Annotated in this window: 23 protein-coding genes, 1 tRNA gene and 1 pseudogene; 15 read left to right on the top strand and 10 right to left on the bottom strand. The window is 66.0% G+C overall.

Annotated features, from left to right (window positions below; genetic code table 11):
• The first annotated feature begins 9 nt into the window (after positions 1 to 9).
• The gene (locus E2484_RS06405) at positions 10 to 1101 is read left to right on the top strand and encodes a PQQ-dependent sugar dehydrogenase (protein WP_137284395.1); all 1092 of its coding nucleotides are present in this window, start codon (positions 10 to 12) and stop codon (positions 1099 to 1101) included.
• 55 nt (positions 1102 to 1156) lie between these two features.
• On the opposite strand, the gene E2484_RS06400 is transcribed toward E2484_RS06405, so the two are convergent.
• A complete protein-coding gene (locus tag E2484_RS06400) occupies positions 1157 to 2425 on the bottom strand; it encodes an aryl-sulfate sulfotransferase (RefSeq protein WP_137284394.1) in 1269 nt (422 codons plus the stop codon).
• A gap of 207 nt (positions 2426 to 2632) precedes the next feature.
• Between E2484_RS06400 and E2484_RS06395 the strand changes: the two genes are divergently transcribed.
• The 3 genes from E2484_RS06395 to E2484_RS06385 all read left to right on the top strand — a co-directional run bounded on the left by E2484_RS06395 (position 2633) and on the right by E2484_RS06385 (position 4357).
• Positions 2633 to 2905, top strand: a complete 273-nt coding sequence (locus E2484_RS06395; protein ID WP_137284393.1) for a DUF7577 domain-containing protein — start codon at positions 2633 to 2635, stop codon at positions 2903 to 2905.
• A gap of 50 nt (positions 2906 to 2955) precedes the next feature.
• Positions 2956 to 3663: an Nmad3 family putative nucleotide modification protein gene (locus E2484_RS06390; protein ID WP_137284392.1), complete on the top strand. Its 708-nt coding sequence runs from the start codon at positions 2956 to 2958 to the stop codon at positions 3661 to 3663.
• Between the two features lie 61 nt (positions 3664 to 3724).
• Positions 3725 to 4357, top strand: coding sequence for a hypothetical protein (locus E2484_RS06385; RefSeq protein WP_137284391.1), 633 nt, complete (start codon positions 3725 to 3727; stop codon positions 4355 to 4357).
• Between the two features lie 37 nt (positions 4358 to 4394).
• Here E2484_RS06385 and E2484_RS06380 read toward each other — a convergent pair.
• Positions 4395 to 4465 (bottom strand) — tRNA-Gly (locus tag E2484_RS06380).
• A 211-nt stretch (positions 4466 to 4676) separates the two neighbouring features.
• Here E2484_RS06380 and E2484_RS06375 point away from each other — a divergent pair.
• A complete protein-coding gene (locus tag E2484_RS06375) occupies positions 4677 to 5474 on the top strand; it encodes an NAD+ synthase (RefSeq protein WP_137284390.1) in 798 nt (265 codons plus the stop codon).
• 30 nt (positions 5475 to 5504) lie between these two features.
• Here the strand turns inward: E2484_RS06375 and E2484_RS06370 are convergent, their stop codons facing one another.
• On the bottom strand, positions 5505 to 6122 hold the full coding sequence (locus E2484_RS06370) for a MoaD/ThiS family protein (protein ID WP_137284389.1): 618 nt from the start codon (positions 6120 to 6122) through the stop codon (positions 5505 to 5507).
• A gap of 294 nt (positions 6123 to 6416) precedes the next feature.
• Between E2484_RS06370 and E2484_RS06365 the strand changes: the two genes are divergently transcribed.
• On the top strand, positions 6417 to 7532 hold the full coding sequence (locus E2484_RS06365; RefSeq protein WP_137284388.1) for a site-2 protease family protein: 1116 nt from the start codon (positions 6417 to 6419) through the stop codon (positions 7530 to 7532).
• Positions 7533 to 7683: 151 nt separating this feature from the next.
• The gene (locus E2484_RS06360; protein ID WP_137284387.1) at positions 7684 to 8832 is read left to right on the top strand and encodes a site-2 protease family protein; all 1149 of its coding nucleotides are present in this window, start codon (positions 7684 to 7686) and stop codon (positions 8830 to 8832) included.
• Between the two features lie 45 nt (positions 8833 to 8877).
• Here the strand turns inward: E2484_RS06360 and thiL are convergent, their stop codons facing one another.
• Positions 8878 to 9786 carry a thiamine-phosphate kinase gene (gene thiL / locus E2484_RS06355; RefSeq protein WP_137284386.1) on the bottom strand — a complete coding sequence of 303 codons (909 nt, stop codon included), beginning with the start codon at positions 9784 to 9786 and terminating at the stop codon, positions 8878 to 8880.
• Between the two features lie 112 nt (positions 9787 to 9898).
• Positions 9899 to 10954: a polymer-forming cytoskeletal protein gene (locus E2484_RS06350; protein WP_137284385.1), complete on the bottom strand. Its 1056-nt coding sequence runs from the start codon at positions 10952 to 10954 to the stop codon at positions 9899 to 9901.
• 245 nt (positions 10955 to 11199) lie between these two features.
• Here E2484_RS06350 and E2484_RS06345 point away from each other — a divergent pair, with 245 nt between their 5' ends.
• From E2484_RS06345 to E2484_RS06320, 6 genes are all read left to right on the top strand, one after another.
• On the top strand, positions 11200 to 12231 hold the full coding sequence (locus tag E2484_RS06345) for a replication factor C small subunit (RefSeq protein ID WP_137284384.1): 1032 nt from the start codon (positions 11200 to 11202) through the stop codon (positions 12229 to 12231).
• Positions 12232 to 12384: 153 nt separating this feature from the next.
• Entirely contained in the window at positions 12385 to 12567 is a 183-nt protein-coding gene (locus tag E2484_RS06340) for a hypothetical protein (protein WP_137284383.1), read from the top strand.
• A gap of 114 nt (positions 12568 to 12681) precedes the next feature.
• A complete protein-coding gene (locus tag E2484_RS06335) occupies positions 12682 to 13449 on the top strand; it encodes an ABC transporter ATP-binding protein (RefSeq protein ID WP_137284382.1) in 768 nt (255 codons plus the stop codon).
• On the top strand, positions 13446 to 15173 hold the full coding sequence (locus E2484_RS06330; RefSeq protein ID WP_137284381.1) for a hypothetical protein: 1728 nt from the start codon (positions 13446 to 13448) through the stop codon (positions 15171 to 15173). Before E2484_RS06335 ends, E2484_RS06330 begins: the two co-directional genes overlap by 4 nt.
• A gap of 194 nt (positions 15174 to 15367) precedes the next feature.
• On the top strand, positions 15368 to 18160 hold the full coding sequence (gene alaS, locus E2484_RS06325; RefSeq protein ID WP_137284380.1) for an alanine--tRNA ligase: 2793 nt from the start codon (positions 15368 to 15370) through the stop codon (positions 18158 to 18160).
• 131 nt (positions 18161 to 18291) lie between these two features.
• Positions 18292 to 18489, top strand: coding sequence for a hypothetical protein (locus E2484_RS06320; RefSeq protein ID WP_137284379.1), 198 nt, complete (start codon positions 18292 to 18294; stop codon positions 18487 to 18489).
• A gap of 64 nt (positions 18490 to 18553) precedes the next feature.
• Here the strand turns inward: E2484_RS06320 and E2484_RS06315 are convergent, their stop codons facing one another.
• From E2484_RS06315 to E2484_RS25400, 3 genes and pseudogenes are all read right to left on the bottom strand, one after another.
• Positions 18554 to 19750 (bottom strand): YihY/virulence factor BrkB family protein, encoded by a 1197-nt coding sequence (locus E2484_RS06315; RefSeq protein WP_137284378.1) that lies wholly within the window; start codon positions 19748 to 19750, stop codon positions 18554 to 18556.
• 100 nt (positions 19751 to 19850) lie between these two features.
• Positions 19851 to 21082 (bottom strand): annotated as a pseudogene (locus E2484_RS06310) (RNA-guided endonuclease InsQ/TnpB family protein).
• Positions 21083 to 21208 (bottom strand): hypothetical protein, encoded by a 126-nt coding sequence (locus tag E2484_RS25400; RefSeq protein WP_321111972.1) that lies wholly within the window; start codon positions 21206 to 21208, stop codon positions 21083 to 21085.
• Positions 21209 to 21568: 360 nt separating this feature from the next.
• On the opposite strand from E2484_RS25400, the gene dps reads away from it, so the two are divergent.
• Entirely contained in the window at positions 21569 to 22303 is a 735-nt protein-coding gene (dps, locus tag E2484_RS06305; protein ID WP_137284377.1) for a DNA starvation/stationary phase protection protein Dps, read from the top strand.
• 4 nt (positions 22304 to 22307) lie between these two features.
• On the opposite strand, the gene E2484_RS06300 is transcribed toward dps, so the two are convergent.
• Both E2484_RS06300 and E2484_RS06295 read right to left on the bottom strand, forming a co-directional pair.
• Positions 22308 to 23471 (bottom strand): HD domain-containing protein, encoded by a 1164-nt coding sequence (locus E2484_RS06300; protein ID WP_137284376.1) that lies wholly within the window; start codon positions 23469 to 23471, stop codon positions 22308 to 22310.
• Between the two features lie 101 nt (positions 23472 to 23572).
• Complete coding sequence (locus E2484_RS06295; protein ID WP_137284375.1) at positions 23573 to 23845, bottom strand: hypothetical protein; 273 nt, start codon at positions 23843 to 23845, stop codon at positions 23573 to 23575.
• Positions 23846 to 23951: 106 nt separating this feature from the next.
• Here E2484_RS06295 and E2484_RS06290 point away from each other — a divergent pair, with 106 nt between their 5' ends.
• On the top strand, positions 23952 to 24755 hold the full coding sequence (locus E2484_RS06290; protein WP_137285316.1) for an alpha/beta fold hydrolase: 804 nt from the start codon (positions 23952 to 23954) through the stop codon (positions 24753 to 24755).
• Positions 24756 to 24762 lie beyond the last annotated feature (7 nt).

Genomic DNA, 24762 nt, shown 5'->3' with positions numbered 1-24762 from the left:
GCTGCACGCATGGAGCGGCGCGCGTACCTGCGGTCGCTGACGGCGGTGGGAGCGGTCGGAGTCTCCGGATGTCTGCGGACCGCCGGAGATGAACCGACCACGACCACCGACCAACCCCCGTTTCGCACCGAGACGGTGACGATGGAACTGGAGGTGCCGTGGGGCGCGGCGTTCGCGCCAAACGGCGACCTCTACCTCACCGAGCGGCCGGGCCGGGTCCAGCGCGTCACTCACGAGAACGGTCGCAAGGAGGAGGTCGCCGACCTCACCGACATCGTGGCGGCCCGCGGCGAGGGCGGCCTGCTCGGACTCGCCATTCACCCCGACGACCCCGACCTCGCGTACACCTATCAGACCTACGAGGGCGAGAGCGGACTCGCCAACCGGGTCGTTCGCCACCGCATTTCCGAGGGCTTCGCCCGCGAAACGGTCGTCATAGACGGCATTGCGGCCTCGTCCGTCCACGACGGCGGCCGCGTCGCGTTCGGCCCCGAGGGCGCGCTCTACGTCACGACCGGCGACGCGAGCGAGGGGAGTCGCGCACGTAACCGCGACTCGCTCGCCGGGAAGGTTCTCAGACTGACCCCGGACGGCGACCCGCACCCCGACAACCCCTTCGGAAACGCCGTGTTCACCTACGGCCACCGAAACCCGCAGGGGTTGGCGTGGCGGGACGGAACCCTCTTCAGCACCGAACACGGCCCCTCGACCGACGACGAACTCAACGTCCTCCGGGCCGGCAACGACTACGGGTGGCCCGAAGCGATGGGACCGACCGAGGGCGACGAGTTCACCGACCCCATCGCGGCCTACACGCCCACTATCGCGCCCGGAAGCGCCGCGTTCTATCACGGTCCGGTCGACGACTGGGGTGGCGACCTCTTCTTCGGAACGCTCGCCGGGACCCACCTCCACCGGGTCCGGATAAACGACCGGAACGAAGTCACCGACCAACAGCGCCTGCTCGACGGGAGATACGGCCGACTCCGGACCGTCTTCACCGGGCCGAACGACCACCTCTACGTCACGACGAGCAACCGAGACGGGAGAGGGACGCCCGCGCCGCAGGACGACCGAGTGCTTCGAATCCAGCCCGTCTGACGAGAATCTCGTTCCGGTGGTCGGGAGTTACTCGCTGGGAGTCACTCGCCACGAATCAGTCGCCACGAACGACCGCGACCGACCCTTCCAGCAGTAACCAGACCGTCCCGAGAACCATCCCCGCGAGCGTCAGGAGTTCGGGCAGTTCGACCCACGACGGGAAGACGAACGCGGCGTAGGCTTCGGCCTGTTCGAGCGTGCCCTGTACCGAGTCGGTGTCGGCGTAGCGACTCCGGAGTTCCGTTCCGGGGACCGTCTCGTGGTCCTCCTCGGGCACCGAGAGGCGGTCGGCGGCGTAGGGCATCTGGACGCCCGAGTACGACCAGACGATCTCACCGTCCTCGTCTATCTCCACTACGCGGTTGTTGAAGGTGTCCACGATGAGCGTGTTGCCGTTCGGCAGTCGGTCGGCGTCCCGCGGCCAGTGGAGCAGGCCTCGGCCGCCGTACTGCCAGACCACTTCGTCGGTCGTCGCGTTCAGTTCGACCACGCGGTCGTTCCCGCTGTCGGCGACCAGAACAGTCCCGTTCCGGAGTTCGTAGGGGTTGTGCTGGTGGTCGAGAATCTCGGTGTTTCCGGGTTCACCGACGACGTTCACGACGTCTTTGGTCTCGGGGTCGACCTCGATTACCACGTCGAAGTTCCGGACCGACAGTTGGAAGTTCCCGTTCTCCAACTTATCGATGTCGTTCATGTGGGTCCAGTCGGCTTCGCCGCCCGGGTCGGCGGGGCCGCCGTACTCCTCGTGGAACTCGGTACCCTGCGCGAGGTGGTTCTCGGCGTGCCACTCCCACGTAATCTCGCCCGACTCGTTCACGACGAACGCCCGGTCGTTGCCCATGTCCACGATTGCGGTGTTGCCGTTTTCGAGGCGGTCCACGTCGTGAACCTCGTGGTGGGTGATGTACTCGTCGTACCACGTGTAGTTCCAGACGACCTCCTTGGTCTCGTAGTCGAGTTCGACGACTTGGGCCTCGATACACTGCTCGGAGGCGACCGTCAACTGGTCGTCGGGACACTCCTGGGGCGAAAGTTCGGTCGTCACTGCCACCAGGAAGTTGCCGTTGTCCAACTGCTCGGCGTCGAACACCCGCGAGTTCGGCGGGTCGAACTCCCAGACGACCTCGCCGTCCTCGTTCAGTTCGAGGAGTTTCCCGTCCAACCCGTAGCTCTGGACGCTGACGAGAGTGTGGCCCTCGTAGGGTCCCTCGGCGTTCGAGGTGGCCGAGACGCCCTGATTCGCGGCCAACCCCTGTACGCCGAAGACCAGCGCCAGCAGAAGTACGAACCACCCGAGATACCGCATCCGTCGTCGTCGCTCCATGCTCCCCTCTGTCGGCTAGTGTGGCTAAGGGTTGGCGGTCTGCGTTCGCCGACCTCGAAAGTCGTCGTTCGCGTCGGCGTCACCTCCTACGGGAGATAATTTCAGTTCGGCCGCCCCGAACCGGAGCGGGCCGGCGTCGTTCGTCCCCCCTCGCTCGGTTTGGACGGCGTCAGAAGAGCAAAGTACCATGACACCATATGACACGATATGGGCGTTTGGGGTTGGATCGTGCTGTACGTGCTCCTCTTCTCCCTGCTCCAGTTGCTCATCTACCGATACCTGCGAAGCGACGAGGACGCGCCGCTGTTCCGGTCGACGCCGCCGAACCGGGAACCGGCCCCCATCGAGGAGATGCGGGAGTTCGACGACCGACAGCGAAGCGACGACCCGTCGGTCGTGGTCTGTCCGCGATGCGGCGCGGAGAACGACACCGGTTACACCTACTGCCGAAACTGCGTGAGTCCGATGTCGGCGCGGTAGCGCCGGAGCGTGACGGTACTCCTTTCTCTCTCGGACCCGGAGCGTCAGGTATGCCCCGCGCCGTCGCCATCAACGTCGGAGCTAACACGAACGCGCCCGGCGTCCGCGGTCCTGTCTACCCGGACGGGTCCTTCGAGTTCGTCCCGATTCCCGAAGACGCGCCGACCGTCGGGTCGGTTCCGACCTACGCCGACCTGCGTCTCGAAACCGAACTACCCGCCGGAAGCGCCGACGCGCCGGTCCACCTCGACCCGGAGTTCGCCGAGTACCCCGAGTGCGAGCGTTACACCTACGGCGACCCCTACGGCGTGAAGGCCCGGCCGCTACTCGACCTGCGCGAGGGGGACTACGCCCTCTTCTACGCGACGCTCACGACCCGCGGCGACCCCGAACGGGAGTGGATCGCGCCCGACTGGGGCGCGTATCTCGTCGGGCAGTTCCGCCTCGCGCGCGACCCCGTGGCGGGCGACGAGTACGTGGACCTCCCCGAGGACGAGCGCGCGACCTTCCGGAACAACGCCCACGTCAAGCGCGAGGAGTTCGACGCGGCGGTCCTGCTCGCTGGCGACCGAGCGGAGTCGGGTCTCTACGAGACGGCGGTCCCGCTGAGTTCTGCCGAGAAGGGGTCGGAGGCCAACCGCGTCGTGACCGACCTGTCGAGCGACTCCGGGAAGGGACCGTGGTGGCGACGGCCGATGAAGTTCGGCGAATCGGAGACCGCCGAGGTGCTGGAACTGGTCGAGAACGGTTTCGAGTGACCCGTTCTTCGACCGTCACGCTCCACAAGGCACTTGCCAGGACTTCCCCTACGGACGGTAGATGTCGAAGCGGATAGGGGCCGTGGCGCTGTTGGCTTTCGTCGTCGTTCTCGCCGGATGTAGCGGACCGCTTGCCGGGGGAGAGGAGACCGACCGCACGACCGACTCGACCGGGGATTCGGAACGAGTGATAGCCGCGCCGCCGTCGAACGAGACGACCGCCGAGAGCGGAGCGAATCGAACCGCCGGGACGACCCAGACTGGGACGGGGAGCGACGCAACGGTCGCCGGAAACGAGACGGTACAGCGAGCGACCGGAAACGCGACGACCGACGGAAACGCGACGACCGACGGAAACGCGACGACGCAGGAGACCGTCGCAACGTACAACCGAGACGTGGGTTACGAAGTCCGGGTGTCGAACACTGGTCGGACTGCACGGAACGTCACGGTCCGCGTCATCGCCACGAACGACTCGGCCGTGGCGTTCGCCGAGGCGGTTCGACTCTCCTCGAACGAGTCGCGGGAGTTCGAGTTCTCCTTCCCGCACGCCGGCGCGTACGAGGCGACGGTCCAGGTGGGCGACGTGACCGCGACCGAGCAGTGGGAGGTCGAGGTGAGAGACCCCGACCACGCGCTCTCGGTTCACGTTTCGGAATCGGGTGAGGTGTACGTCGGATTCGTAGCGATTTGAGCAGTGAAGTCACTCGACGGTGATTGTAGACGGAAAATGCGCCGACCGGGAATTGAACCCGGGCTATGAGCTTGGGAAGCTCATGTCCTACCACTAGACCACCGGCGCACTGCGTTCGCTCACTCGTGCCCCGACGCTCGCAAATCCTGCGGACTCGCTCACCATCGGCGCTCGGTTCGGTCTCCGTCTCTCGATTCACGTCCCCAGCACTTCAACGTAGCGCTTCAGCCCAACCCTTCGACCGGCGTAGATTCGCCCAATCGTCCAGAAATTTCGGCCTGCCACCCATTTTTTATCGTCGCCGACCTTACCCTCGGCCATGATCGACTTGCGATTCTCCGAGGAGGAACTCGAAGTTCACCGAGAACACATAGTCCAGTTCATCCGCGACACCGCCGCGGAAGCCGGTAGCGAGCAGGCGGTCCTCGGACTCTCCGGGGGCATCGACAGCACGCTGACCGCCTACCTCGCCGTCGAGGCGCTCGGCGAGGAGAACCTCCACGGCCTCGTCATGCCGGGAGAAGTGAGCGACGAGGACAACATGAGCGACGCCGAGTGGGTCGCACAGGAACTGGGGGTTCCCTACGACGTGCTGGAGATAAACCCCATCGTGGACCGGTTCCTCGACGCCGTCCCGGAAGTCGAAGACGACCACACGGCGGTCGGCAACGCCAGGGCGCGCACGCGGGCAGTCCTGAACTACCTCGTCGCCAACCACGAGGGGTCGCTGGTACTCGGCACGGGCAACCGGAGCGAGGCGCAGGTGGGCTACTTCACCAAGTACGGAGACGGCGCGGTGGATTGCCACCCCATCGGGAACCTCTACAAACAGCAGGTCCGTCAGTTGGCGGCCCACGTCGGCGTTCCGGAGGAACTGGTCGAGAAGACACCGACCGCCGGACTCTGGGCGGGCCAGACCGACGAGGGGGAGATGGGCATCGACTACGACACTCTGGACGCCATCCTCGCGCTCCACGTCGACGGTCCGCTGTCGGTCACGGCGACCGCCCGCGAAGTCGAGGAGATAACCGAAGAACAGGTCCGACGCGTCAGGGAGATGTACGAGCGGAGCGAACACAAGCGTCGGGTTCCGCCGTCGCCGGACCCGCTGGACTGACGCCGGTCCGCGATCGACACGAATCGGCAGTTAGTCGGAGGAGTTCGCCACGATACGAACGTGGTCGCCCTTCTGTAGGACGTACTCCGAGGGAGTCACCGGTTCGCCGTTCACGTTCACGACGACCGTCTCGTTGGGGTCGTCGCCGTAGGTCGTCCCGTCGTAGGTGACGGTCTCGTTCGTCACGTCGATGCCGAGCGTCTGCATCGCGTAGGCGAGCGTGACCTCTTCGGCGTGGACGTGCCACTGTTCGCCGTCGCCGTTCTCGAAGTGGAAGGCGTCGGCCTGCAACTGGAACCGTTGGCGACTGAAGTTGAGTTGCTGCCCGCCGACGGTGGCGTCTATCGTCCCGTGATAGTGGACCGACCCCACCGCGGAGGGACCGTCTGCCCCGGCCGCTCCACCCGGACCGTTGGACCCGGGAGCGCCGCCCGAGAAGAGTATCAGATACGCCAGCAGGCCGCCGAGCGCGAGCACGCCCAGCGCGGCACCGTACATCGCGGCGTCGGGTCCGCCGTCGTCGGACTCCAGTTCGTCCACCCGACGCCGTTCTATCCGACCGAGTTCGTCGGCGTGTTCGTCCCGAAGGTGTTCGACGTACGCCGTTTCGTCGTCGAACGTCGCTCCGCAGTGGTTACACTCGTCCACACTTTCCCCTCCGTTCCCACCGCACCGTACTGTTACACTTCCCCATACTCGTAGCACGGGGTACGCTCCCGAACCATTCAACCTTTGCGCCGGTCAGAGAAATAGATACAAGTCTAATAGAACGATATTAATTTCCCAAAGAAACGCAGAAATACGTTTCTTGCCAGCGTTGCGTCATTGCGTGTCTGCGGACCGAACTCTCCGGCGGGCGTTCTCGGTCGAACGCCGGCTCGGAGTAGATTTCCACCGCTCCGTCCGGGGGTTTATCAACATTCACGCCGTAACCGAAGGTGAATGGGTTCGACCGACCCGCCCGCCGACGGTCCATCGCTGGAGCGTTTGAGTTCCGTATTTCGCGTCTACGAGGCCCGCCGCGACGGCGACCGGCTAATGTACTACGGCGAGCCGCTGGTGCCCCGCGAGCGACTTATCGACGCCGCGTGGCCTCTGTTCCGCGAACACGGGTACGAAGTCCAACTGACCACCGAGACCGGCGAGTACGTCCTCGTGGCCGAACCCGCCGACACCGGCATCGACGGAGTTCCGTGGACGAACGTCGTCCTCTTCCTCCTGACGGTGGTTTCGACGCTGTACGCTGGCACCGCGTGGTACCACATCGACGCCGTGGAGAACCCGCTGGCGGTTCTCGACGCGTGGCCGTTCACCGCCGCGGTCCTCGGTGTGCTACTCACTCACGAACTGGGTCACTACGTGATGACCCGGTACCACGGCGTCGACGCCACCTTGCCGTACTTCATTCCGATGCCGTCGCTCATCGGGACGATGGGCGCGGTCATCCGGATGAAAGGCCAGATGCCCGACCGGAAGGCGCTGTTCGACATCGGCGTCGCCGGACCGCTCGCCGGACTCGCGGCGACCATCGCGGTGACGGCGATCGGGCTCTCGCTCCCGCCCGAACCGGTCCCGACGAGCCTGATGAACAACCCGGACACGATCCAGATAGAGTTCGGCTATCCGCCGCTTCTGGAACTCATCGCGTGGGTTCTCGACGAACCGACGAGCTACGGCCCGGGGCAGGCCGTCAACCCGGTCGTCATCGGCGGCTGGGTCGGGATGTTCATCACCTTCCTCAATCTCATCCCGGTGGGCCAACTCGACGGCGGCCACATCGTCCGGGCGATTCTGGGCAAAGAACAGGAGCGCGTCGCCGCGTTGGTTCCCGTCGCGCTGTTCGGACTCGCGGCCTACGTCTTCTACGTCGAGAACGTGAGCAACGCCTCGGTGCTGTGGGTGTTCTGGGGCTTACTGGCGACGTACGTCGCCTACGTCGGCCCGGCGAACCCCATCGACGACGAGGGACTGGACGTGAAACGGAAGGCGATCGGGATTCTGACCTTCGTGCTGGGCGTGCTGTGCTTCACGCCGGTTCCAATCGAGATAATCACGTGACGCCGCGCCGCTAGTCGCTCCCGTCGCGACCCTGTAACCGCCGCCGTAGCCGCTCCGCTTCGGCCGGCTCTCCGATGCGAAGTCGTCACCTGCTCGACGGCCGTACGTTTCACCCGATAGATACAATTCTGCTTACTGTGAAGGAGAACCTATGTGGAACTACAGAGTTGCGACGGTATGGGACATCCCCATCCGCGTCAACGTCTCGCTGCTGGTCTTTCTTCCCGTGCTGGCGTGGCTCATCGGGAGCGGCGACCAGATAACGCTGTACGCGGGCATCATCAACGGATTCGCGGCCGACACCCTGCAGGTGTCGGTGCTCCGGAGCGGAAACACGCCGTGGCTCATCGGCGTCCTCGCGGCTGTCGGACTGTTCGCCAGCGTCACGGTGCACGAACTCGGTCACGCCTGGGCGGCCCGCCGGTACGGTGTCGAGACCGAATCGATCACCCTCTGGATCCTCGGCGGGCTGGCCAGCTTCAAGGCGATTCCGCGGGAGTGGCACAAGGAGTTCTGGATCGCCATCGCCGGACCGATAGCGAGCGTCGGCGTCGCCGCCGTCGCCTACGTCGCCGTCTTGGCTGTCCCGTCCTCGCTCCCGGTGGCCGCGTTCGTTCTCGGGTGGCTCGTCGTGGCCAACGTCACGCTCACCGTGTTCAATCTCCTCCCGGCGTTCCCGATGGACGGGGGTCGCATCCTCCGGGCGCTGTTGGCCCGGTCGCGGCCCTACGCGTCCGCGACGCGAACCGCGGCCCGAATCGGCTCCGGGTTCGCGCTCGGGTTCGCCGTCCTCGGCATCCTCTCGTTCAGTCCGCTGCTACTGCTGCTCGCGTTGTTCGTGTACGGCGCCGCCAACAGCGAGTCGCGGCTCGTCGCGCTCGATTCGCTGCTCGACGGTGTCACCGTGAGAGACGTGATGACGACGGACGTCGAGTCGGTGTCGGCCGACACGCCCGTCCCCGACTTCCTGAACCGGATGATGGAGGAGCGACGGACGACCTACCTCGTGACCGACGGCACCGGACCGGTCTCCGGGGTCGTCTCGCTCGACGACACCAAGAGGGCTCGCGGACGGGACGGTGCGACGGTGGGTGACATCGCGGCCACCGACCTGCCGCGCGTCTCGGCCGACGACCCGCTGTTCGAGGCCATCGGGACGATGAACCGCGCCCGTGCGAACGCCCTGCTCGTCCAGGAGAACGGCCGCATCGTCGGTATGCTCACCGCGACCGAGCTATCGTCTGCGATACGGATTCGTCGGGAAGCTGGAAGCGCCGTGAACCCGCGGATTGCAATGTAATCGCTGTAGACAATCGGCACTATCTGGACCGGCTTCGAGAAAGAACTACTCTTCGCCGTGCGTGTATCCGCGGTCCGCTAGCTCCTCGCCGTCCATCTCGACGCCCGTCTCTGTCACGTCGCCGACGACCGAAATCGGCGTCGGCGACGCGTCGCGGACCGCCGCGAGGTCGCACTCGGGCACCGTGAACACCAACTCGAAGTCCTCACCGAAGAAGACGGACAGTTCCCGGACCTCGCCCTCGCTGTCGGCCACCTCGCGGACCGCCTCGTCCACCGGAAGCGCGTCCCATTCGACGGCGAATCCGCAGTCGCTCGCCTCCGCGAGCTGGTGGAGCGACCGCGCCAGTCCGTCGCTGGAGTCCATCATCGCAGTGGCGTGCGGCGCGATCGCCCTGCCCGCCGCGACTCGCGGCTCGAACCGGAAGAGGTCGTTGGCGCGCTCTCCGTCGTCTCGCTCGTCCGTGCCGCGGTCGCCGTCGCTACGCTCGAACAGTCGGAGCGCTGCGCCCGTGCGGCCGAGGGTACCCGTCACGCAGACCCGCTCGCCCGGTCGCGCGCCCGACCTGCGAACGGGGTCGTCTGTCCGCCCGAGCGCGGTCGTCGCCGCGGTGAACTCCCGGCTCTCGTCCAGGTCGCCGCCGACGTACTCCGCGCCGACCGCCTCGCAGACGTCGCTCGCGCCCGCGACGAACGCTTCGAGGTCCTCGCCGTCGAACTCCGGCGCGGCGTAGATCGCGACGGCGGCGGTCGCCTCTGCACCCATCGCGGCCACGTCCGACAGCGACGCGCCGACCGACCGCCAGCCAGCGGTGTACCGCGTGGTTCCCGCGGGGAAATCGGTCGTCTCGTGGAGCATGTCGGTCGTGAGGACCTGTCCGTCCACTACCGCCGCGTCGTCGCCCGCGTGCGGGAGTCGATCTGCGAGAAGCGATAGTGCGGCCCGCTCGTCCATGCGTCGTGGTTATTGGCCCGAGGTGAAAGGTCTGCGGTCTCGGATTCGCGAGATAGCGTGTCTTCGACTTTTCCCGAGTTCGCCTAAACCGATCCGGGTAGTTTTCCGGGCCTCACGTCGTCTCTACCGTGGAATCGGACGCCCGCCGCTCCCGGCGTCCCCAGTAGCGATGCCACACGCCGAGCGCGAACGCGCCCAGTCCGAGCAGGAGGACGAGGAACTGGACGAGACCGCCGACTATCGGGACGAGACCGACCACCGAGACAACGAACAGACCGACCAACAGCGCCAGCCATCGGCTGTCGGAGTCGGCGAGACCGAGCGCCCACGTTCCGAGCGCAAACGCGCCGAAGACGTACCCGAGCCACAGCAACAGCGGGTAGAGCAGAACGACGAGCAGGCCCAACGGAATCCCGACGAGCGAGACGAACAGCAGGACCGCCAGTACCGGAATCCCGACGAACAGCAGGAGACCGACGCCGGATGAACGCAGGGGACTCTCGGTCGCTCGCCCGGCGGCGTTCGCCGAGAACCGCGGGAAGACCAGCAGGACGATTGCCCCGAGGACGAGGTTCACGAGGAAGCCGTACACCCAGCCGACCCAGTCGGGGAACAGCCGTCCGTCGAAGCCGACGTTCACGCCGAGGTCCGACTCTCGGCGCACCTCGCCGTCGATTCGGGCACCCTCGGCTCGGTCGAGATTCCCGTCGTACACGAAGTCGCCGCCGACGACTGCGCTCGACCCGAGGCCGATGGTCTCCGCGCCGACCCGCGCGTCTTCGCCGACTTCGCCGTTCACGACGACGTTCCCTGCTCCGGCCTCCAGCTGGCCGCCGACCCGAGCGCCCTGCGCGAGGAGGACGTTACCGCCGACCGCACTGACGTCGCCGGTCACGGTTCCGTTGATGCGGACGTTGCCCGCGACGGCATCGAGGTCGCCGTTCACTCGACCGTCTACGAACACGTTGCCCCCGAAGGCGTCGAGGTCGCCGTTCACCGTCCCGCGGACGACGACCGTACCGCCGAACGCCGACAGGTCGTCGTCGACCGTCTCTCCTTCCTCGACGACGACGGTCCCGCCGGTCCGAGTCTCGTCGGCCGCGACGGGCGCGGGCACCGCCGCGACGAGGAGAACCACCGCGATCGCGAGGACGAGTCGCTTGTCCATGTCGAACCTGTCGCTACCCCGGCAGAAAGTAATTGCGCGGCTACGACCCGACTCCGGGGTTAAGGTCCTCTTACGGTCGGTATCCTGTCGGCCACGGTCGACCTGCGGACCCTCGTCATCGGCCTGCGGTCCCTCGTAATCGGCCCACGGTCGGCCTGCGGTCGGGCGTCGGTGGTCGAACAGTCCCTCGTTCGTCGTGCGAGAACCTCGGGGAGTTTAAGACCGGCAAGCACCTCGTGTCTCACATGAGTGAGGTCGAGAGCGAGGCCGGCGACGAGGCCGAGAGCGAACCCGACGAGGCGGCCGGGTCCGAGGTGGCCGACGCCGGGCGGGACGAGATCTGGATCGAAAAGTACCGACCCGAGACCCTGGACGAGGTGGCGGGCCACGACGACATCACGGCCCGGCTAAAGCGATACGTAGAGCGGGACGACCTGCCGAATCTGCTGTTTTCGGGACCGGCAGGAGTGGGGAAGACGACCAGTGCGGTCGCCATCGCCAAGCAGCTCTACGGTGACGACTGGGAGCAGAACTTCCTCGAACTCAACGCCTCCGACCAGCGCGGTATCGACGTGGTTCGGGACCGCATCAAGAGTTTCGCGCGGTCGTCGTTCGGCGGGTACAACTACCGCATCATCTTCCTTGACGAGGCCGACTCCCTCACGTCGGACGCCCAGTCGGCGCTCCGCCGAACGATGGAGCAGTTCTCGTCAAACACTCGGTTCATCCTCTCGTGTAACTACTCCAGCAAGATCATCGACCCCATCCAGTCGCGGTGCGCGACCTTCCGGTTCGGTCCCATCGACGACGAGGCCATCGCCGAACAGACGCGCAAAATCGCGGCCGAGGAGGGCATCGAGACGACCGAAGACGGCGTGGACGCGCTCGTCTACGCCGCAGACGGCGACATGCGCAAGGCCATCAACGCCCTCCAGGCCGCGGCCGTGATGGGCGAGGTCGTGGACGAGGAGGCCGTGTTCACCATCACCAGCACGGCCCGCCCCGAGGAGATAGCCGAGATGGTCACCCACGCCATCGAGGGCGACTTCAGCAAGGCGCGCTCGATTCTGGACGACCTGCTCACGAACAAGGGGATGGCGGGCGGCGACATCATCGACCAACTCCACCGGTCGGTCTGGGAGTTCGACCTGGACGACGAGGCAACAGTGCGCCTGATGGACCGCGTGGGCGAAGTCGATTACCGCATCACCGAGGGCGCGAACGAGCGCGTCCAGTTAGAGGCACTGCTGGCGTCACTGTCGCTCGAAGACAGTTAGTCTCGGACTGTTCGGCGGCAATCGCTCGTTTCGTCGGCGGTTTCGGTCGAGAAAACCGTTTCCACCGAGAAAGGCCACGTTGTACCGGAAAAACCGTTAGGAACGGCCGCCCCGCTTATACTCCGGACCACCGTATTCCGACGTGAGTACATCATGGGACGGTATCCACGACAGGCACGGGACGCGCGGTTGAAGTGCATCGAGTGTAACGCGCCCGTGGTCAAGACGGTCGACGGCAGTTTCGCCTGCGTCAGTTGCGGGTCCGAACCGCTCAGTTCGCGGTCGGACACCGTCTCGTCGCCACCGGAGGACACCGCGTCCCCTGCGGACGACTGAACGATTTTCGCTGGCGTCGCCACGAACCAGACTTTTGTCACTGGTCGGCCAACTGTGTGCCATGAGCCACGGCCCTCTCGCTCCGACGACCGCCAGCCCTCTCGTCGCTCGACAATGACGCCGAACGCTCCCATCCGAACCGAGTCGCTGACCAAGCGGTACGGCGACGACGCCGCGGTTCGGGACCTCACCTTCGAGGTCGAGCGCGGCGAGGTGTTCGGCTTCCTGGGGCCGAACGGCGCGGGCAAGACCACGACGATGCAGATGCTGACGACCCTGACCCGGCCCACCTCCGGGGAGGCGTGGGTCGCGGGCGAACCCGTCACCGACCGCGACGCCGTGGTCGACCACCTCGGGTACCTGCCCGAAGAGCCACCGATTCACGACGAACTCACCGGCCGCGAGCAGTTGGAGTACGTCGCCGGACTCCGCGACCTGCCCGAGAGTCGGGCCAGCGAGCGCATCCGCGAGTTGCTCGCTCGCTTCGACCTCGCCGACGACGCCGACGACCGCATCTCGACCTACTCGAAGGGGATGAAGCAGAAGACCGCGCTGATTCAGGCGCTCGTCCACGACCCCGACGTGCTGTTTCTGGACGAACCGACCTCGGGACTGGACCCGCGGGCGGCCCGGACCGTCCGGAACCTCGTCTCCGAACTCCGCGAGGAAGGAATGACCGTCTTCCTCTCGACCCACGTCCTGCCCGTGGTCGAGGAGTTGGCCGACCGCGTCGGAGTCCTCCACGAGGGCCGGCTCGTGGCCGAGGGGTCGCCCGAGTCGCTGACCCACCGGGCCGAGTCGGGCGAGGAGTCCACCCTCGAAGAGGTGTTCCTCGAAGTGACGAGCGAGCAGGCCGAACGCTCCTCGGAGTTCGCGCGATGAAGGCCCCGGACCTCTCGCACGCGACCCGAATCGCCCGCGTCGAGGTCCGCCGGAGCGTCCGGGCGATTCGGTCCAGCAACACGCGCGCCGCCGCGTTCGGAATCGCGCTCCTGTTCTGGGTCGCCCTGCCGACCGTCGGCGGTGGCTTCGTTGCCTACCAACTCGGCCGGGCGCTCCCCGAGGTCCCCGTCTCGGTCCTCGACCTCGTTCGCGGCGGGAGTGCGGTCGGGTGGGTCGGTCTCGCGGTGTTGGCAGCGGCCCGGTCGGCGGGGAAGAAGGGCGAACTCGAATCTCCGGACGGAGTCCTGACGACCGTCCCCGCGCGAGACGCCGCGCTCGGTCTCCTGCTCGCCGAGTACGTCCGGATGGCGCTCGTCGCGTCGATTCCGGTGCTGACGGTTGCCGCGGCGCTCGCGGTGGGCGCGGGCGTGGTCGCACCGCTGGTCGCGATTCCCGCGACGGCTGCGCTCGTGCTCGCCGTCGCGGTGTCCGTCGGATTCCCGGTCGGCATCGGCGTCAAGTGGGTCACGCTCAAGTCGCCGTGGTTGGCCCGCCACAAGACCGCGTTGCTGGTCGCGGCGTTCGGTCTCTACTTCCTCGCGGTCACGTCGCAGGCGTTCGACGAGGTGGTCACCGGCCTCCAGCGCGCGCTCCGCGACACGCCGCTGGCGTGGTTCGGCGACGCCGCCCTGCTCGGCCTGCCGGGAATCGCGGCGGTTCCGACCTACGCGCTGGGCGCGGCCGCGCTCGCCGCGGTTCTGGTCCCCGCGCTCGCGGGGGTCGGGATTCGGTCGGCCACGACGCTGTGGTACACCGACCGCGCACGAGACGGGCGCGACGAGAAGGCGGAGAGTACCGGAAACGACTATCGCGCGTCGCCCACGTCGCGCGCGAGCGATGCGGACGGAACTGCGGGCGCGTCCGCGTCCGACGTGACGAACGCTCCCGAAGCGCGCCCGGGGTTCGGCGAGCGCGTACTCTCGGCGGCGTTCTCGGGACTGCTCGCGCGACCCACGCGGACCGTGACGCTGGCAGTGTGGCGACGGTCGAAGCGCGCGCCGATTCGACTCCTCTACGTCGCGTACCCCCTGTTCTTCCTCTACGCGCCGCTCCGGACTGCCTTCGAGAGTGGGGTACCCACCTCTCTGCCGGTGCTGGTCGCGCTCTACGGGACGTGGGCCGCGGGCGCGACGGCGTTGAACCCCCTCGGCGACGAGGGGTCGGTCCTGCCGACCACCCTGCTCTCGGGCATCGACGGACGACAGTTCGTCGTCGGACACGTCCTCTCGTCGGCGCTGGTCGGCGTTCCGGTCGTGGCGCTGGCGGCCGGAATCGCCGGCGCGCTGAGTCCCCTCTCGACGGTCAACTCGCTCGCGCTGACTGCCGCAAGCGCCGTTCTCGTCGTCGCCGGAACCGTCCTCGCGGTGGGTATCGGCGTCCTCTTTCCGCGGTTCGGTACGGTCGAGGTGTTCCGGAGCAGGGAGGTCACGATGCCGAGCAAGGGCGCGTTCGCGGCCTACTCGCTGGTTCTTCTCGGTGGTGCTGTCGGCGCGATGGTCGCGTTGGTCGGACCGATTGCCGGACTCGTCGGCGAACTCCTCGGGGTTCCGCAGGTCGCCGTCCGGGTGGTCGGCGGTGGCCTGGCGGTGCTGGTCGGTGGTGTCGGTCCAGTGGTCGGGTTTCGGTGGGCCGCCGAGAAGTTCGAGGAGTACGCGCTGGACTGAGGCGGCGAACTGTGACCGACGAGTGTCCAACGCTCTTCCGAGACGACGGAAAGGTACGTGTTTTCCTAAGACTCAAATACATTTCTAAAACGTGTATTTACGATTCCGACAGTTCGCTATGCGGGTGTGACGAGACGGCCACAGCACTCGTTGCGGAACTGTTTTACCCGTTCGTTGGCGAAATACGGATAATAATGAGTGAGCTCGAAGAGGAGTACCGCCTCGATTATTTCGAGGAGGAGGGGTTCGTCAGGAAGGAGTGTACCGAGTGCGGTGACTTCTTCTGGACCCGCGACGAGGACCGCGAAACCTGCGGCGAACCGCCCTGCGAGACGTACCAGTTCATCGACGACCCTGGCTTTCCGGAAGCCTACACGCTCGAAGAGATGCGGGAGGCGTTCCTTTCGTTCTTCGAGGAGAACGACCACGAGCGAATCGAACCCTATCCCGTGGCCGCGAACCGGTGGCGCGACGACGTACTGCTCACGCAGGCGTCCATCTACGACTTCCAACCGCTGGTGACGTCGGGCCAGACGCCGCCGCCCGCCAACCCCCTGACCATCAGCCAGCCCTGCATCCGGATGCAGGACATCGACAACGTGGGCAAGACGGGTCGTCACACGATGGCGTTCGAGATGATGGCCCACCACGCGTTCAACGCCCGCGAGGAGGTCGGCGACGAGTACGCCTACTCCGGAGAGGTCTACTGGAAGGACGAGACGGTCCGGTACTGCGACGAGTTCTTCGAGTCGATGGGGGCCGACCTCGACGGGATAACCTACATCGAGGACCCGTGGGTCGGCGGCGGCAACGCCGGACCCGCCATCGAGGTCATCTACAAGGGCGCGGAACTCGCCACGCTGGTCTTCATGTCGATGGAGCAGGACCCCGACGGCGAGTACGAGATGAAGGACGGCAACCGGTACTCCAAGATGGACACCTACATCGTGGACACCGGCTACGGTCTCGAACGCTGGACGTGGATGTCTCAGGGGACTCCGACCGTCTACGAGGCGGTCTACCCCGAGATGATTTCGTTCCTCAAGCAGAACGCGGGCATCGACCACTCCGACGACGAGGAGACGCTGGTCCACCGCGCCTCGAAGCTCGCGGGCCACATGGACATCGACGAGGCGGAGGACATGGAGGCCGCCAGGGACAACATCGCCCGCGAGTTGGACGTGTCCAAGTCCCACCTCGAAGACCTGCTCGAACCCCTCGAAGACATCTACGCCATCGCCGACCACTGCCGGACCCTCGCGTACATGCTCGGCGACGGCATCGTCCCGAGCAACGTCGGTACGGGCTACCTCGCCCGGATGGTCCTCCGACGGACCAAGCGCCTCTGTGACAACGTGGGCGTGGACGCGCCGCTCGACGAACTCGTGGACATGCAGGCCGAGCGCCTGGAGTACGAGAACCGCGACACCGTCCGGGACATCGTCCGGACCGAGGTCGAGAAGTACCGCGAGACGCTCGAACAGGGCGGTCGCCGGGTCGAGCGCCTCGCCAAGGAGTACGCCGAGAAGGGCAAGCCGATTCCGACCGAGGAACTGGTCGAACTCTACGACTCCCACGGCATCCAGCCGGACATGGTCGAGGAGATCGCCGCGGACTTCGGCACGAAGGTAGCCGTACCCGACGACTTCTACAGCGTCGTCGCCTCTCGCCACGACTCCGGGGAGGCCTTCGAGGAGGAGGAAGACGAGGACGACCGCCTCGCCGACCTGCCCAAGACCGAGCGCCAGTTCTACGAGGACCAGTACGGCACCGACTTCGAGGCCGTGGTCCTCGACGTGTTCGAGCGCGAAGGCGAGGGCGACGAGGCCGAACCGGTCTACGACGTGGTCCTCGACCAGACGATGTTCTACCCCGAAGGCGGTGGCCAACCCGCCGACCGCGGGACCCTGACCACCGACGAGAGGAGCGTGCAGGTCAGCGACGTGCAGGTCGAAGACGGCGTCGTCCTCCATCGGACCGACGAGAAAGTCGGGAAAGGCGACATCGTCCGCGGGAAGATAGACCGCCAGCGCCGCCGTCGCCTGATGCGCCACCACACCGCGACCCACATCGTGATTCACGCCGCCCGCGAGGTGCTTGGCGACCACGTCCGGCAGGCGGGTGCCCAGAAGGGAATCGACAGTTCGCGCATCGACGTGCGTCACTACGAGCGCATCGACCGGGAGACCAGAGACGAGATCGAGATGGTCGCCAACGAACTCGTGATGGAGAACACCTCGGTCCAGCAGGAGTGGCCCAACCGCCACGAGGCCGAGGAGGAATACGGCTTCGACCTGTATCAGGGCGGCATCCCGCCGGGCCAGAACATCCGACTCATCCATGTCGCCGAGGACGTGCAGGCCTGCGGTGGCACTCACGTCCGGCGCACGGGCGACGTGGGTACCATCAAGATCCTGAACACCGAGCGCGTGCAGGACGGCGTCGAACGCATCACCTTCGCCGCGGGCGACGCCGCCATCGAGGCGACCCAGCGCACCGAAACCGCGCTCGCCGAGGCCGCCGAGATCCTCGACGTGGCCCCCGAGGAAGTGCCAGAGACCGCCCAGCGGTTCTTCGACGAGTGGAAGGGCCGCGGCAAACAGATAGAGCACCTCAAAGAGCAACTCGCCGAGGCCCGCGCCTCTGGCGGCGCCGGTGGCGAGGAGGTCGAAGTCGGCGACACCGTGGCCGTGATTCAGCGCCTCGACGCCGATATGGACGAACTCCGGGCGACCGCAAACGCGCTCGTGGAGGACGGTAAAATCGCGGTCATCGGAAGCGGTGCGGACGGCGCGACGTTCGTAGTGGCCGTCCCCGAGGGCGTCGGCGTCAACGCCGGAGAGGTCGTCGGCGAACTCGCACAGAAGGTCGGCGGTGGCGGTGGCGGTCCGCCGGACTTCGCACAGGGCGGCGGCCCGGACGCCGAGAAACTGGACGACGCGCTGGAGGAGGCCCCGGACGTGCTGAAGCAGGTCCTGAACGCCTGATAGGTCTCGGCCGGACGGAGCGGCGGGTCCGGCCAAGAATCCCCCTCACGTATCGGTCACTCATATCACGTGACTGCGACCACGACACGCACAAGTAGGGGGAGTCGAAATAGCTTCGACGGAGTCTAACAGTGACGACCGACGAGCCATCGTTACGCGAATCCGGTACCTCGCCGTCCGACGACGCCGACCAACTCCGACCGTCTCCCCCCGACGACGCAGACGAACCGCGCCCGACGCACGACGCGTCCGCTTCGATACCCGACGTGGACCGCGACGCGCCCGGCCGCGAACTCGAACGCGCGCTCGTCGATTTCTACGCCGATTGACGTCTCGGACCGGGTTCCGGTCTCGGTTCTGGCCCGACCGAGTCCCGTCGGCAGTTCTCCAGGGCTACTTTTCGAACAGCCAGCGTTTGGCCTTCGCCACGACCGACCGGCGACGGCGGGCCAACCGCCGATTCAGGGCGTCGTTCGCGCGCCGGAGTCGCTCGTTCTGGGCGTTCAGACGCTGGACCTCCTCGCGCAGTCGCTGGTAGTCGGCGTCGAGTTCCTCGTACGCCCGGACGAGTTCCTCGGGGGAGCGCGCGCGTTCGACGGTCGAGGCGCAGTCGGTCGAATGGGAACTGTCGGGACTACCGGACTCCCGGGCGGTCCTATCGGACGAACCGAACCGGCCGTCGGCGTCGGTGCGAGCGCGCTCCGGTGCGGCGTTCGGGCGGTGGCGGAGGGGTCCGTCGTCGCCGGTTTCGCTCGACTCTCGGTCGAAGACGTCCAGCGCGTGTTCGTCGCCGGTCCGTCCCGCGAGGACCGCGTTGACGACTCCACCGACGAGGAGGATGAGACTGCTGAAGTAGAGCCAGATGAGCAGGAGGAACGCGCTTCCCAGAGTGCCGTACACGGCCTCGTAGCGCGCGACGAGCGTGACGTATCCCTGAAACAGCGCCTGCAGCGTGGTCCACCCGACGGCGGCGACGGCGACGCCGGGGAGGACCTCCCGCGGCGTCACGTCCACGTCGGGGAAGACGTAGTAGATGGGGAAGAACGCGATTGCGAAACCCGCGACGAGCAACAGCGGGTTGATAACGGCCGGGTACGGGAGGGACGGAACCAGCGTGGCCACCGCTCCTGCGACGAGGAAGGCGAAGACTGCGAGCGAGAGCGCGACGAAGACGACGATTGCGTCCTCGAACTGTTCGAGCGGAGTCTTGTCGACGTGGGTGTCGTAAATCTCGGAGAACGCCACGTCCAGTCCCCGGAAGATTTTCGAGGCCCCCCACAGGAGCGTCACCATGCCGACTACCGACAGACTCGTTCGCGTCGCGGTCACGTCGATCGATTCGACCAGTAGCTCCCGGGCGTAGGGCGTCAGAAACGGTCTGCTGGTCTCGGCCAGCGACGCGGTGAGCGCCTCGTCGTCGAACGCCGCGAGGGCCACGACGGCGAGGAGCAACAGCGGAAGCATCGAGACGAACGCGTGGTAGGCGATGCTCCCCGCCATGAACGTGATGTTCTCGTCGTGTATCTCCCGCCACGACTCGCGGACGACCCGCTTGCTCTCGCTCCAGACGCCGCTCCCCCGAACCCCCATGCTACTTTTTCACGGTTGGACGGGGTAAAACGTCGTTGACCGTTTCGGGTACTCTAATTCGTCACCTAACACGTATATTCCGTTCGTGAACTACCCCACCCTACTCGCTCACCGCTGACGCGGGTCGCTCCTTGAGGGTGGGGCTTCCTGCTTCCATGACGCGCTTTGCAGACACCGAATCGGTGTCCGTAGGGAGCGCAGTCTCCACAGGCGTTGATTCGGAGTGTCCCACTCCTACATCTTCGAGACCGCGAGAAAGAATGTTCCACGACGCATTTGCATCTCTATCCGCCTCGAACCCACACGACGGACACGAATGCTCACGCACCCACAGCGGTTTGTCCGTCTTCGTTCCGCATGACGCGCACTCTTTCGTCGTTCCTCGGGGGTCTACGGCGACAAAGTGCGCTCTTCGCGCTCGCATTTGTATTCGAGCATTCGAAGGAACGTCCCCCACGAGGCCCCGGCTCTGTTCCGAGAGTTACCCGGTAGTTCGACCAGTCCCTTCGCGTCCAAGTCCTCGACCGCTACAAGCTCGTACTCACGGGCGTAGTAGTTCGACAACTTGTGAAGGAAGTCTCGACGCTTCCGCTTCAAGTCGGCATAGCGTCGAGCGACCGTCTTGCGTTGTTTCTCCCAGCTATTCGAGCCGTGTTCCTTCCGTGAGAGTTTGCGTTGCCCGCGTTCTAATCGGTCGCGTTCGTCGGAGAAGTCTGGTGACTCGACGGCGGTTCCATCGGTGTCGTGGGCGTACTTCAGGATTCCTACGTCAATCCCGACGACTTGCTCTGGATTCTTCGGTTTTTCGGGAGTATTTTCGTCCACGTCGATGCCGAAGGTGGCGAACCACTCGCCCGTTGGTTCTTGCTTGACCGTGACCTGTTTGATACTCGCGTCCTCGGGAATGTCTCGGTGGAGGCGAATCGGAATCTCACCGATTTTGCTCAACCACAGGACAGGCCGACCACTCGTATTCTTAAGTTGGAAGCCGGACTGGTTGTAGGTGAGCGACCGATACTCCCGAGGAGGTTTCCAGTTGAGCATTCCCACAGCACGTCCGTTCTCCTTCTGCGATTTGAGTGTGGAGAGATTGTCGTAGACGCGCTTGACGACCATCTGCACCACTTTCGAGTGAACGTTGTTCAGGTCGTCCCACCACGATTTGAGGTCGGGGAGCGTGCCCTGCACCTTGTAGCGTGCTGGAATCTCGTCTGCCTCGTTGAGTTTGTAGAGGACATGGTTGTAGAGTTGTCTGCAAGTATCGACGTGATGCAGAAGCGTCTCGGTGAGGGCTTCTGGTGGGTCGAGCCGATACTTGTAGTTGTAGTGCATCTATGATTCTCGTTCCTCTATGAGTTCGTCCAGTTTCTCTTGGACGAACGAGGAGAGATTTAGGTGGTTGTCCTGAATCCACTCCTCTTGGTCGTCACGGATAGAGATGTTTTTGCGAGACGTCACAACATATAATACACAAATTACACAAAGAAGGGTTGCGATTGCGTGGGCCTGTGGGCCGGTCGTAGTAGGCTGTTTGTGAGATGATGACGGCGCTGTATCCCCTCCCTACTGCGTCCTCAGAGCGCTCCGCGTTCTGATGTGCGAACGAGAACTTTGTTCTCGTCAACGCTACTCGGTCGCTTCGCTCCCTGCGTTGCTCCTTGAGGAAGGGGACTTAGCGCCTGAAAACAGTTAAACGTCACTGCAGAAGTCTCGAATGTGCCGAAACAGCGCGCCGACCTCTCGGAATCGAGGCCGTTTCGGGTCGCGCCCCAGAACCTTCTTACCCCGAGTCGTCGTCTTCGGTGTGAGGGAGAAACCATGAGTACGTACAGACAGTCACAGCGAAGCCAACAGTCCGGACGGAGCGGACAGCAGTGGCAGGGCCAGTCCCAGCAGGGTGGCCAGCGACGGCCACAGACGTTCCGAACGGCCGTGGGCCTGCCGGACGAGACTCGACAGGCGGTGGTGGGGATGCTCAACCAGAGCCTCGCCGACACCACCGACCTGATGACCCAGTCCAAGTTCGCCCACTGGAACGTCAAGGGGATGAACTTCTACCAGTTGCACCTGCTGTTCGACGAGATAGCCGAGACGTTCGAAGACCACGCCGACGTCATCGCCGAGCGCGCGACGGCGCTTGGCGGGGAGGCGACCGGCACTGTCCGAGTCGCCGCGGCGAACAGCCGGATTCCTGAGATTCCGCCGGACGTGACCACCGGGCCGGAGTACGTCGCGGCGCTGGTCGAGCGCGTGGGCATCCACGCCAACAACCTCCGGGCCGAAATCGAGGCCGCGGTCGAGCACGACGACGAGGACACCGCCGACATGTACACCGAACTCTCACGCGAGACCGACAAGCAACTCTACTTCCTCGAAGCCCACCTACAGGCCGTGAACCCCGACGCGATTCCGAACAGTCCGGGGGCGTCGATGCAGGGCCAGCAGTCCCAGGGCCCCGGTCCGTCGCAGGGAGGCCATCCGTCCCAGTATCGCCAGCAATCGCAGGGTGGGACGCGATCACAGCAGAACTACGGCCGTAGACCGCAGTACTGACGGCTCAGGCCTCGATTCCGAGGACTCGCTCGGCCGCCGCGCCGACCTCGGGAACGTCTTCCTCGGGCGCGTAGACGCCGAGTCGCCACTGGGCGCGCCCGGCCGCACGCAGACCCTCGACCAGCGGCGACTCGTCGGCGAGTCGCCGGACCTCGCCGTCCACGACCACGCGGGTCGAGGTCTCGGGCATGTTCGGTTCGCCGGGGGTATCGACCAGCACGGCCTCGGGCGACACGTCGGCCGTCGCCGCGATCTCGCGCTCGAAGCCCCGGACCGTCTCGCGGTCGGCCGCGACGACTTCCTCGGGCACCGCGTCGAGTTTCGCCCAGACCGCGCGCTTGTGGAGGTCCCGGTGTTCGAGGCGGCGGGCCGCGTCGGCGGTCTCCTCGCAGTCCCGGAGCGCCGCGAGGAGTCGGCCGTCGGTCATCCGGGCGAACTGGGTCGCGTCGAGGTCGGTGGCGTCGAGCAGGCGCTCGCCCGCGCGTTCGAGCATCGCGCCCGCGATGCGCGAGACGTGGTGGCGGTAGACCGTGGCGTTCATCAGCGCGCGAGCGACGAGGGTCCCCTCGGCGGTCTGGACGTTGCCTTCCGAGAGGACGAGGTGGTCGTCTCGGAACTGGAGGGCGGCCAGCAGACGCGAGTGGTCGATGGTGCCGTAGGGGACGCCGGTGTGGTGGGCATCCCGCACGAGGTAGTCCATCCGGTCCACGTCGAGTTCCCCGGCGACGAGTTGGCCCAACTTCCCGTCGCCCGCCACGAGATCGGCGACGGTTACTGGGTCGAGACCGTGCGACTCCAGCACCTCGGCGAGTCGCCCGGACGCGAGCAGGTCGCTCACCTCGTCGTGGTGCTTGCCGAGTCGGCGCTCGATGATGCCCTCGGTCTGGTGGCCGTAGGGTCCGTGACCCACGTCGTGGAGCAAGGCGGCCGCCCGAACCGCCTTCGAGCGGTCGCCGTCGACGCCGAGCAGGGAGAGCGCCTCGCGGGCGAGGTAGTAGACGCCGAGGCTGTGCTCGAATCGGGTGTGGTTCGCGGAAGGGTAGACGAGTCGAACCGTGCTGAGTTGTTTGATGTGGCGGAGGCGCTGGAGTTCGGGCGTGTCGAGCAGGTCCGAAGCGAGGTCGCAGATGGGGATGTGGTCGTGGACGCTGTCCTTGATGGCCTTCATGCCCGCGGGTTGACGTAGGGCCGACAAAGTTCTGGCGCAGTCCCCGGCCGCGCGCCGCGTCGGACGACCACCTACCGCCTCAGAACTGAACCGACGACGGCTCAGACGGGGCTTCGCACGACGGCGAAGACGATAGCGAGCGGGAGGAGTCCGGTGAGTACAGCGCCGACCATCGCCGCGGTCAGGACGACGGCGAGTTCGTCGGGAATCACGAACAGGAAGTAGGCGACCACGCCCGCGACGGCCACGCCTCCGAGTCGCGTCACCGAGAAGAGGCCCAGCAGGTCGGAGAGCGGTCCTTCGATGGTCGCCGGAGCGAGTCGCCGCACGGCCGAGCGCGAGGCCGACGCGCCGACCGAAGAGTTATCTGACACGTCTGACTCCCGATACTTCCGCTCGGTTCAAAAATGTATTCACGTCACGACCGTCCCTCGCCGCCCGAAGGAAACGATGAAACGCCGCGGCCCCGAACCCCCGATCATGCCCTACGCGGACAACGACGGCGTCTCTATTCACTACGAGGTCGGCGGCGACGGCGCGGTCGAGAGCGACGTGCCCGTCGTTCTGCTGGCCGATGCAGGCTACGGCGCGTGGCAGTGGAGTTGGCAGTTCCCCGCGTTGGCGGGTCCCTTCGAGGTCGTGATACCGAGCACGCGCGGGACCGGCGACTCCGACGAAACCGACTCCTACGGCATCGAGGCGATGGCGGCCGACCTCGAAGCGGTCCTCGCCGACCACGGCGCGCGCAAGGCCCACCTCGTCGGCGCGGGCATGGGCGGGATGGTCGCGCTCCGGTACGCGCTCGACTTCTCGCGCGCCCGGACGCTGACCCTCCTCGGCACCTCGCCGGGCGGTCCGCGAGCGACGCCGACTCCCGACGACGTTCTGGAGCGACTCGAAGCGAGTCCCGACGACCCCGACGCCCTCCGGGAGTCGCTCGAACCGGTCTCCGGCGAGGAACTGCTGGAGACCGAGGAACTGGTCGAGCGAATCGTCTCGTGGCGACGCGACGAGGACGCCGACCGGGAAGTCCAGCGCGCCCACTTCGAGGCGATGGCCGACTTCGACGTGAGCGACCGCCTCTACGAGAGTACGGTCCCCGCGCTCGTCCTCCACGGCGCGGACGACCGGGTGGTCTCGGCCGAGAACGGTCGCCTGCTCGCCGACGGACTTCCGAAGGGCGAGTTCCGAGAGTTCCCCGGCGAGCACCTCTTCTTCGTGGAGCGCTCGAAGGCGGTCAACGACGCGCTGGTCGGGTTCTTGACGGACCACGCCGAGGAGTGAGCCTGCG

Source organism: Halorussus salinisoli (assembly GCA_005239435.1).
Classification (GTDB): domain Archaea; phylum Halobacteriota; class Halobacteria; order Halobacteriales; family Haladaptataceae; genus Halorussus; species Halorussus salinisoli.
This window is presented reverse-complemented; position numbering and strand designations above follow the sequence as displayed.

What these genes read in the sequence shown, in the direction of transcription:
- E2484_RS06345 (WP_137284384.1), top strand. Translation starts at nt 11,200, where the DNA reads ATGAGTGAGGTCGAGAGCGAGGCCGGCGACGAGGCCGAGAGCGAACCC.
- E2484_RS06360 (WP_137284387.1), top strand. Translation starts at nt 7,684, where the DNA reads ATGTGGAACTACAGAGTTGCGACGGTATGGGACATCCCCATCCGCGTC.
- E2484_RS06290 (WP_137285316.1), top strand. Translation starts at nt 23,952, where the DNA reads ATGCCCTACGCGGACAACGACGGCGTCTCTATTCACTACGAGGTCGGC.
- thiL (WP_137284386.1), bottom strand. Translation starts at nt 9,786, where the DNA reads ATGGACGAGCGGGCCGCACTATCGCTTCTCGCAGATCGACTCCCGCAC.
- E2484_RS06315 (WP_137284378.1), bottom strand. Translation starts at nt 19,750, where the DNA reads ATGGGGGTTCGGGGGAGCGGCGTCTGGAGCGAGAGCAAGCGGGTCGTC.
- alaS (WP_137284380.1), top strand. Translation starts at nt 15,368, where the DNA reads ATGAGTGAGCTCGAAGAGGAGTACCGCCTCGATTATTTCGAGGAGGAG.
- E2484_RS06385 (WP_137284391.1), top strand. Translation starts at nt 3,725, where the DNA reads ATGTCGAAGCGGATAGGGGCCGTGGCGCTGTTGGCTTTCGTCGTCGTT.
- E2484_RS06330 (WP_137284381.1), top strand. Translation starts at nt 13,446, where the DNA reads ATGAAGGCCCCGGACCTCTCGCACGCGACCCGAATCGCCCGCGTCGAG.
- E2484_RS06335 (WP_137284382.1), top strand. Translation starts at nt 12,682, where the DNA reads ATGACGCCGAACGCTCCCATCCGAACCGAGTCGCTGACCAAGCGGTAC.
- E2484_RS06365 (WP_137284388.1), top strand. Translation starts at nt 6,417, where the DNA reads ATGGGTTCGACCGACCCGCCCGCCGACGGTCCATCGCTGGAGCGTTTG.
- E2484_RS06405 (WP_137284395.1), top strand. Translation starts at nt 10, where the DNA reads ATGGAGCGGCGCGCGTACCTGCGGTCGCTGACGGCGGTGGGAGCGGTC.
- E2484_RS06400 (WP_137284394.1), bottom strand. Translation starts at nt 2,425, where the DNA reads ATGGAGCGACGACGACGGATGCGGTATCTCGGGTGGTTCGTACTTCTG.
- E2484_RS06395 (WP_137284393.1), top strand. Translation starts at nt 2,633, where the DNA reads ATGGGCGTTTGGGGTTGGATCGTGCTGTACGTGCTCCTCTTCTCCCTG.
- E2484_RS06350 (WP_137284385.1), bottom strand. Translation starts at nt 10,954, where the DNA reads ATGGACAAGCGACTCGTCCTCGCGATCGCGGTGGTTCTCCTCGTCGCG.
- E2484_RS06340 (WP_137284383.1), top strand. Translation starts at nt 12,385, where the DNA reads ATGGGACGGTATCCACGACAGGCACGGGACGCGCGGTTGAAGTGCATC.
- E2484_RS06375 (WP_137284390.1), top strand. Translation starts at nt 4,677, where the DNA reads ATGATCGACTTGCGATTCTCCGAGGAGGAACTCGAAGTTCACCGAGAA.
- dps (WP_137284377.1), top strand. Translation starts at nt 21,569, where the DNA reads ATGAGTACGTACAGACAGTCACAGCGAAGCCAACAGTCCGGACGGAGC.
- E2484_RS06300 (WP_137284376.1), bottom strand. Translation starts at nt 23,471, where the DNA reads ATGAAGGCCATCAAGGACAGCGTCCACGACCACATCCCCATCTGCGAC.
- E2484_RS06390 (WP_137284392.1), top strand. Translation starts at nt 2,956, where the DNA reads ATGCCCCGCGCCGTCGCCATCAACGTCGGAGCTAACACGAACGCGCCC.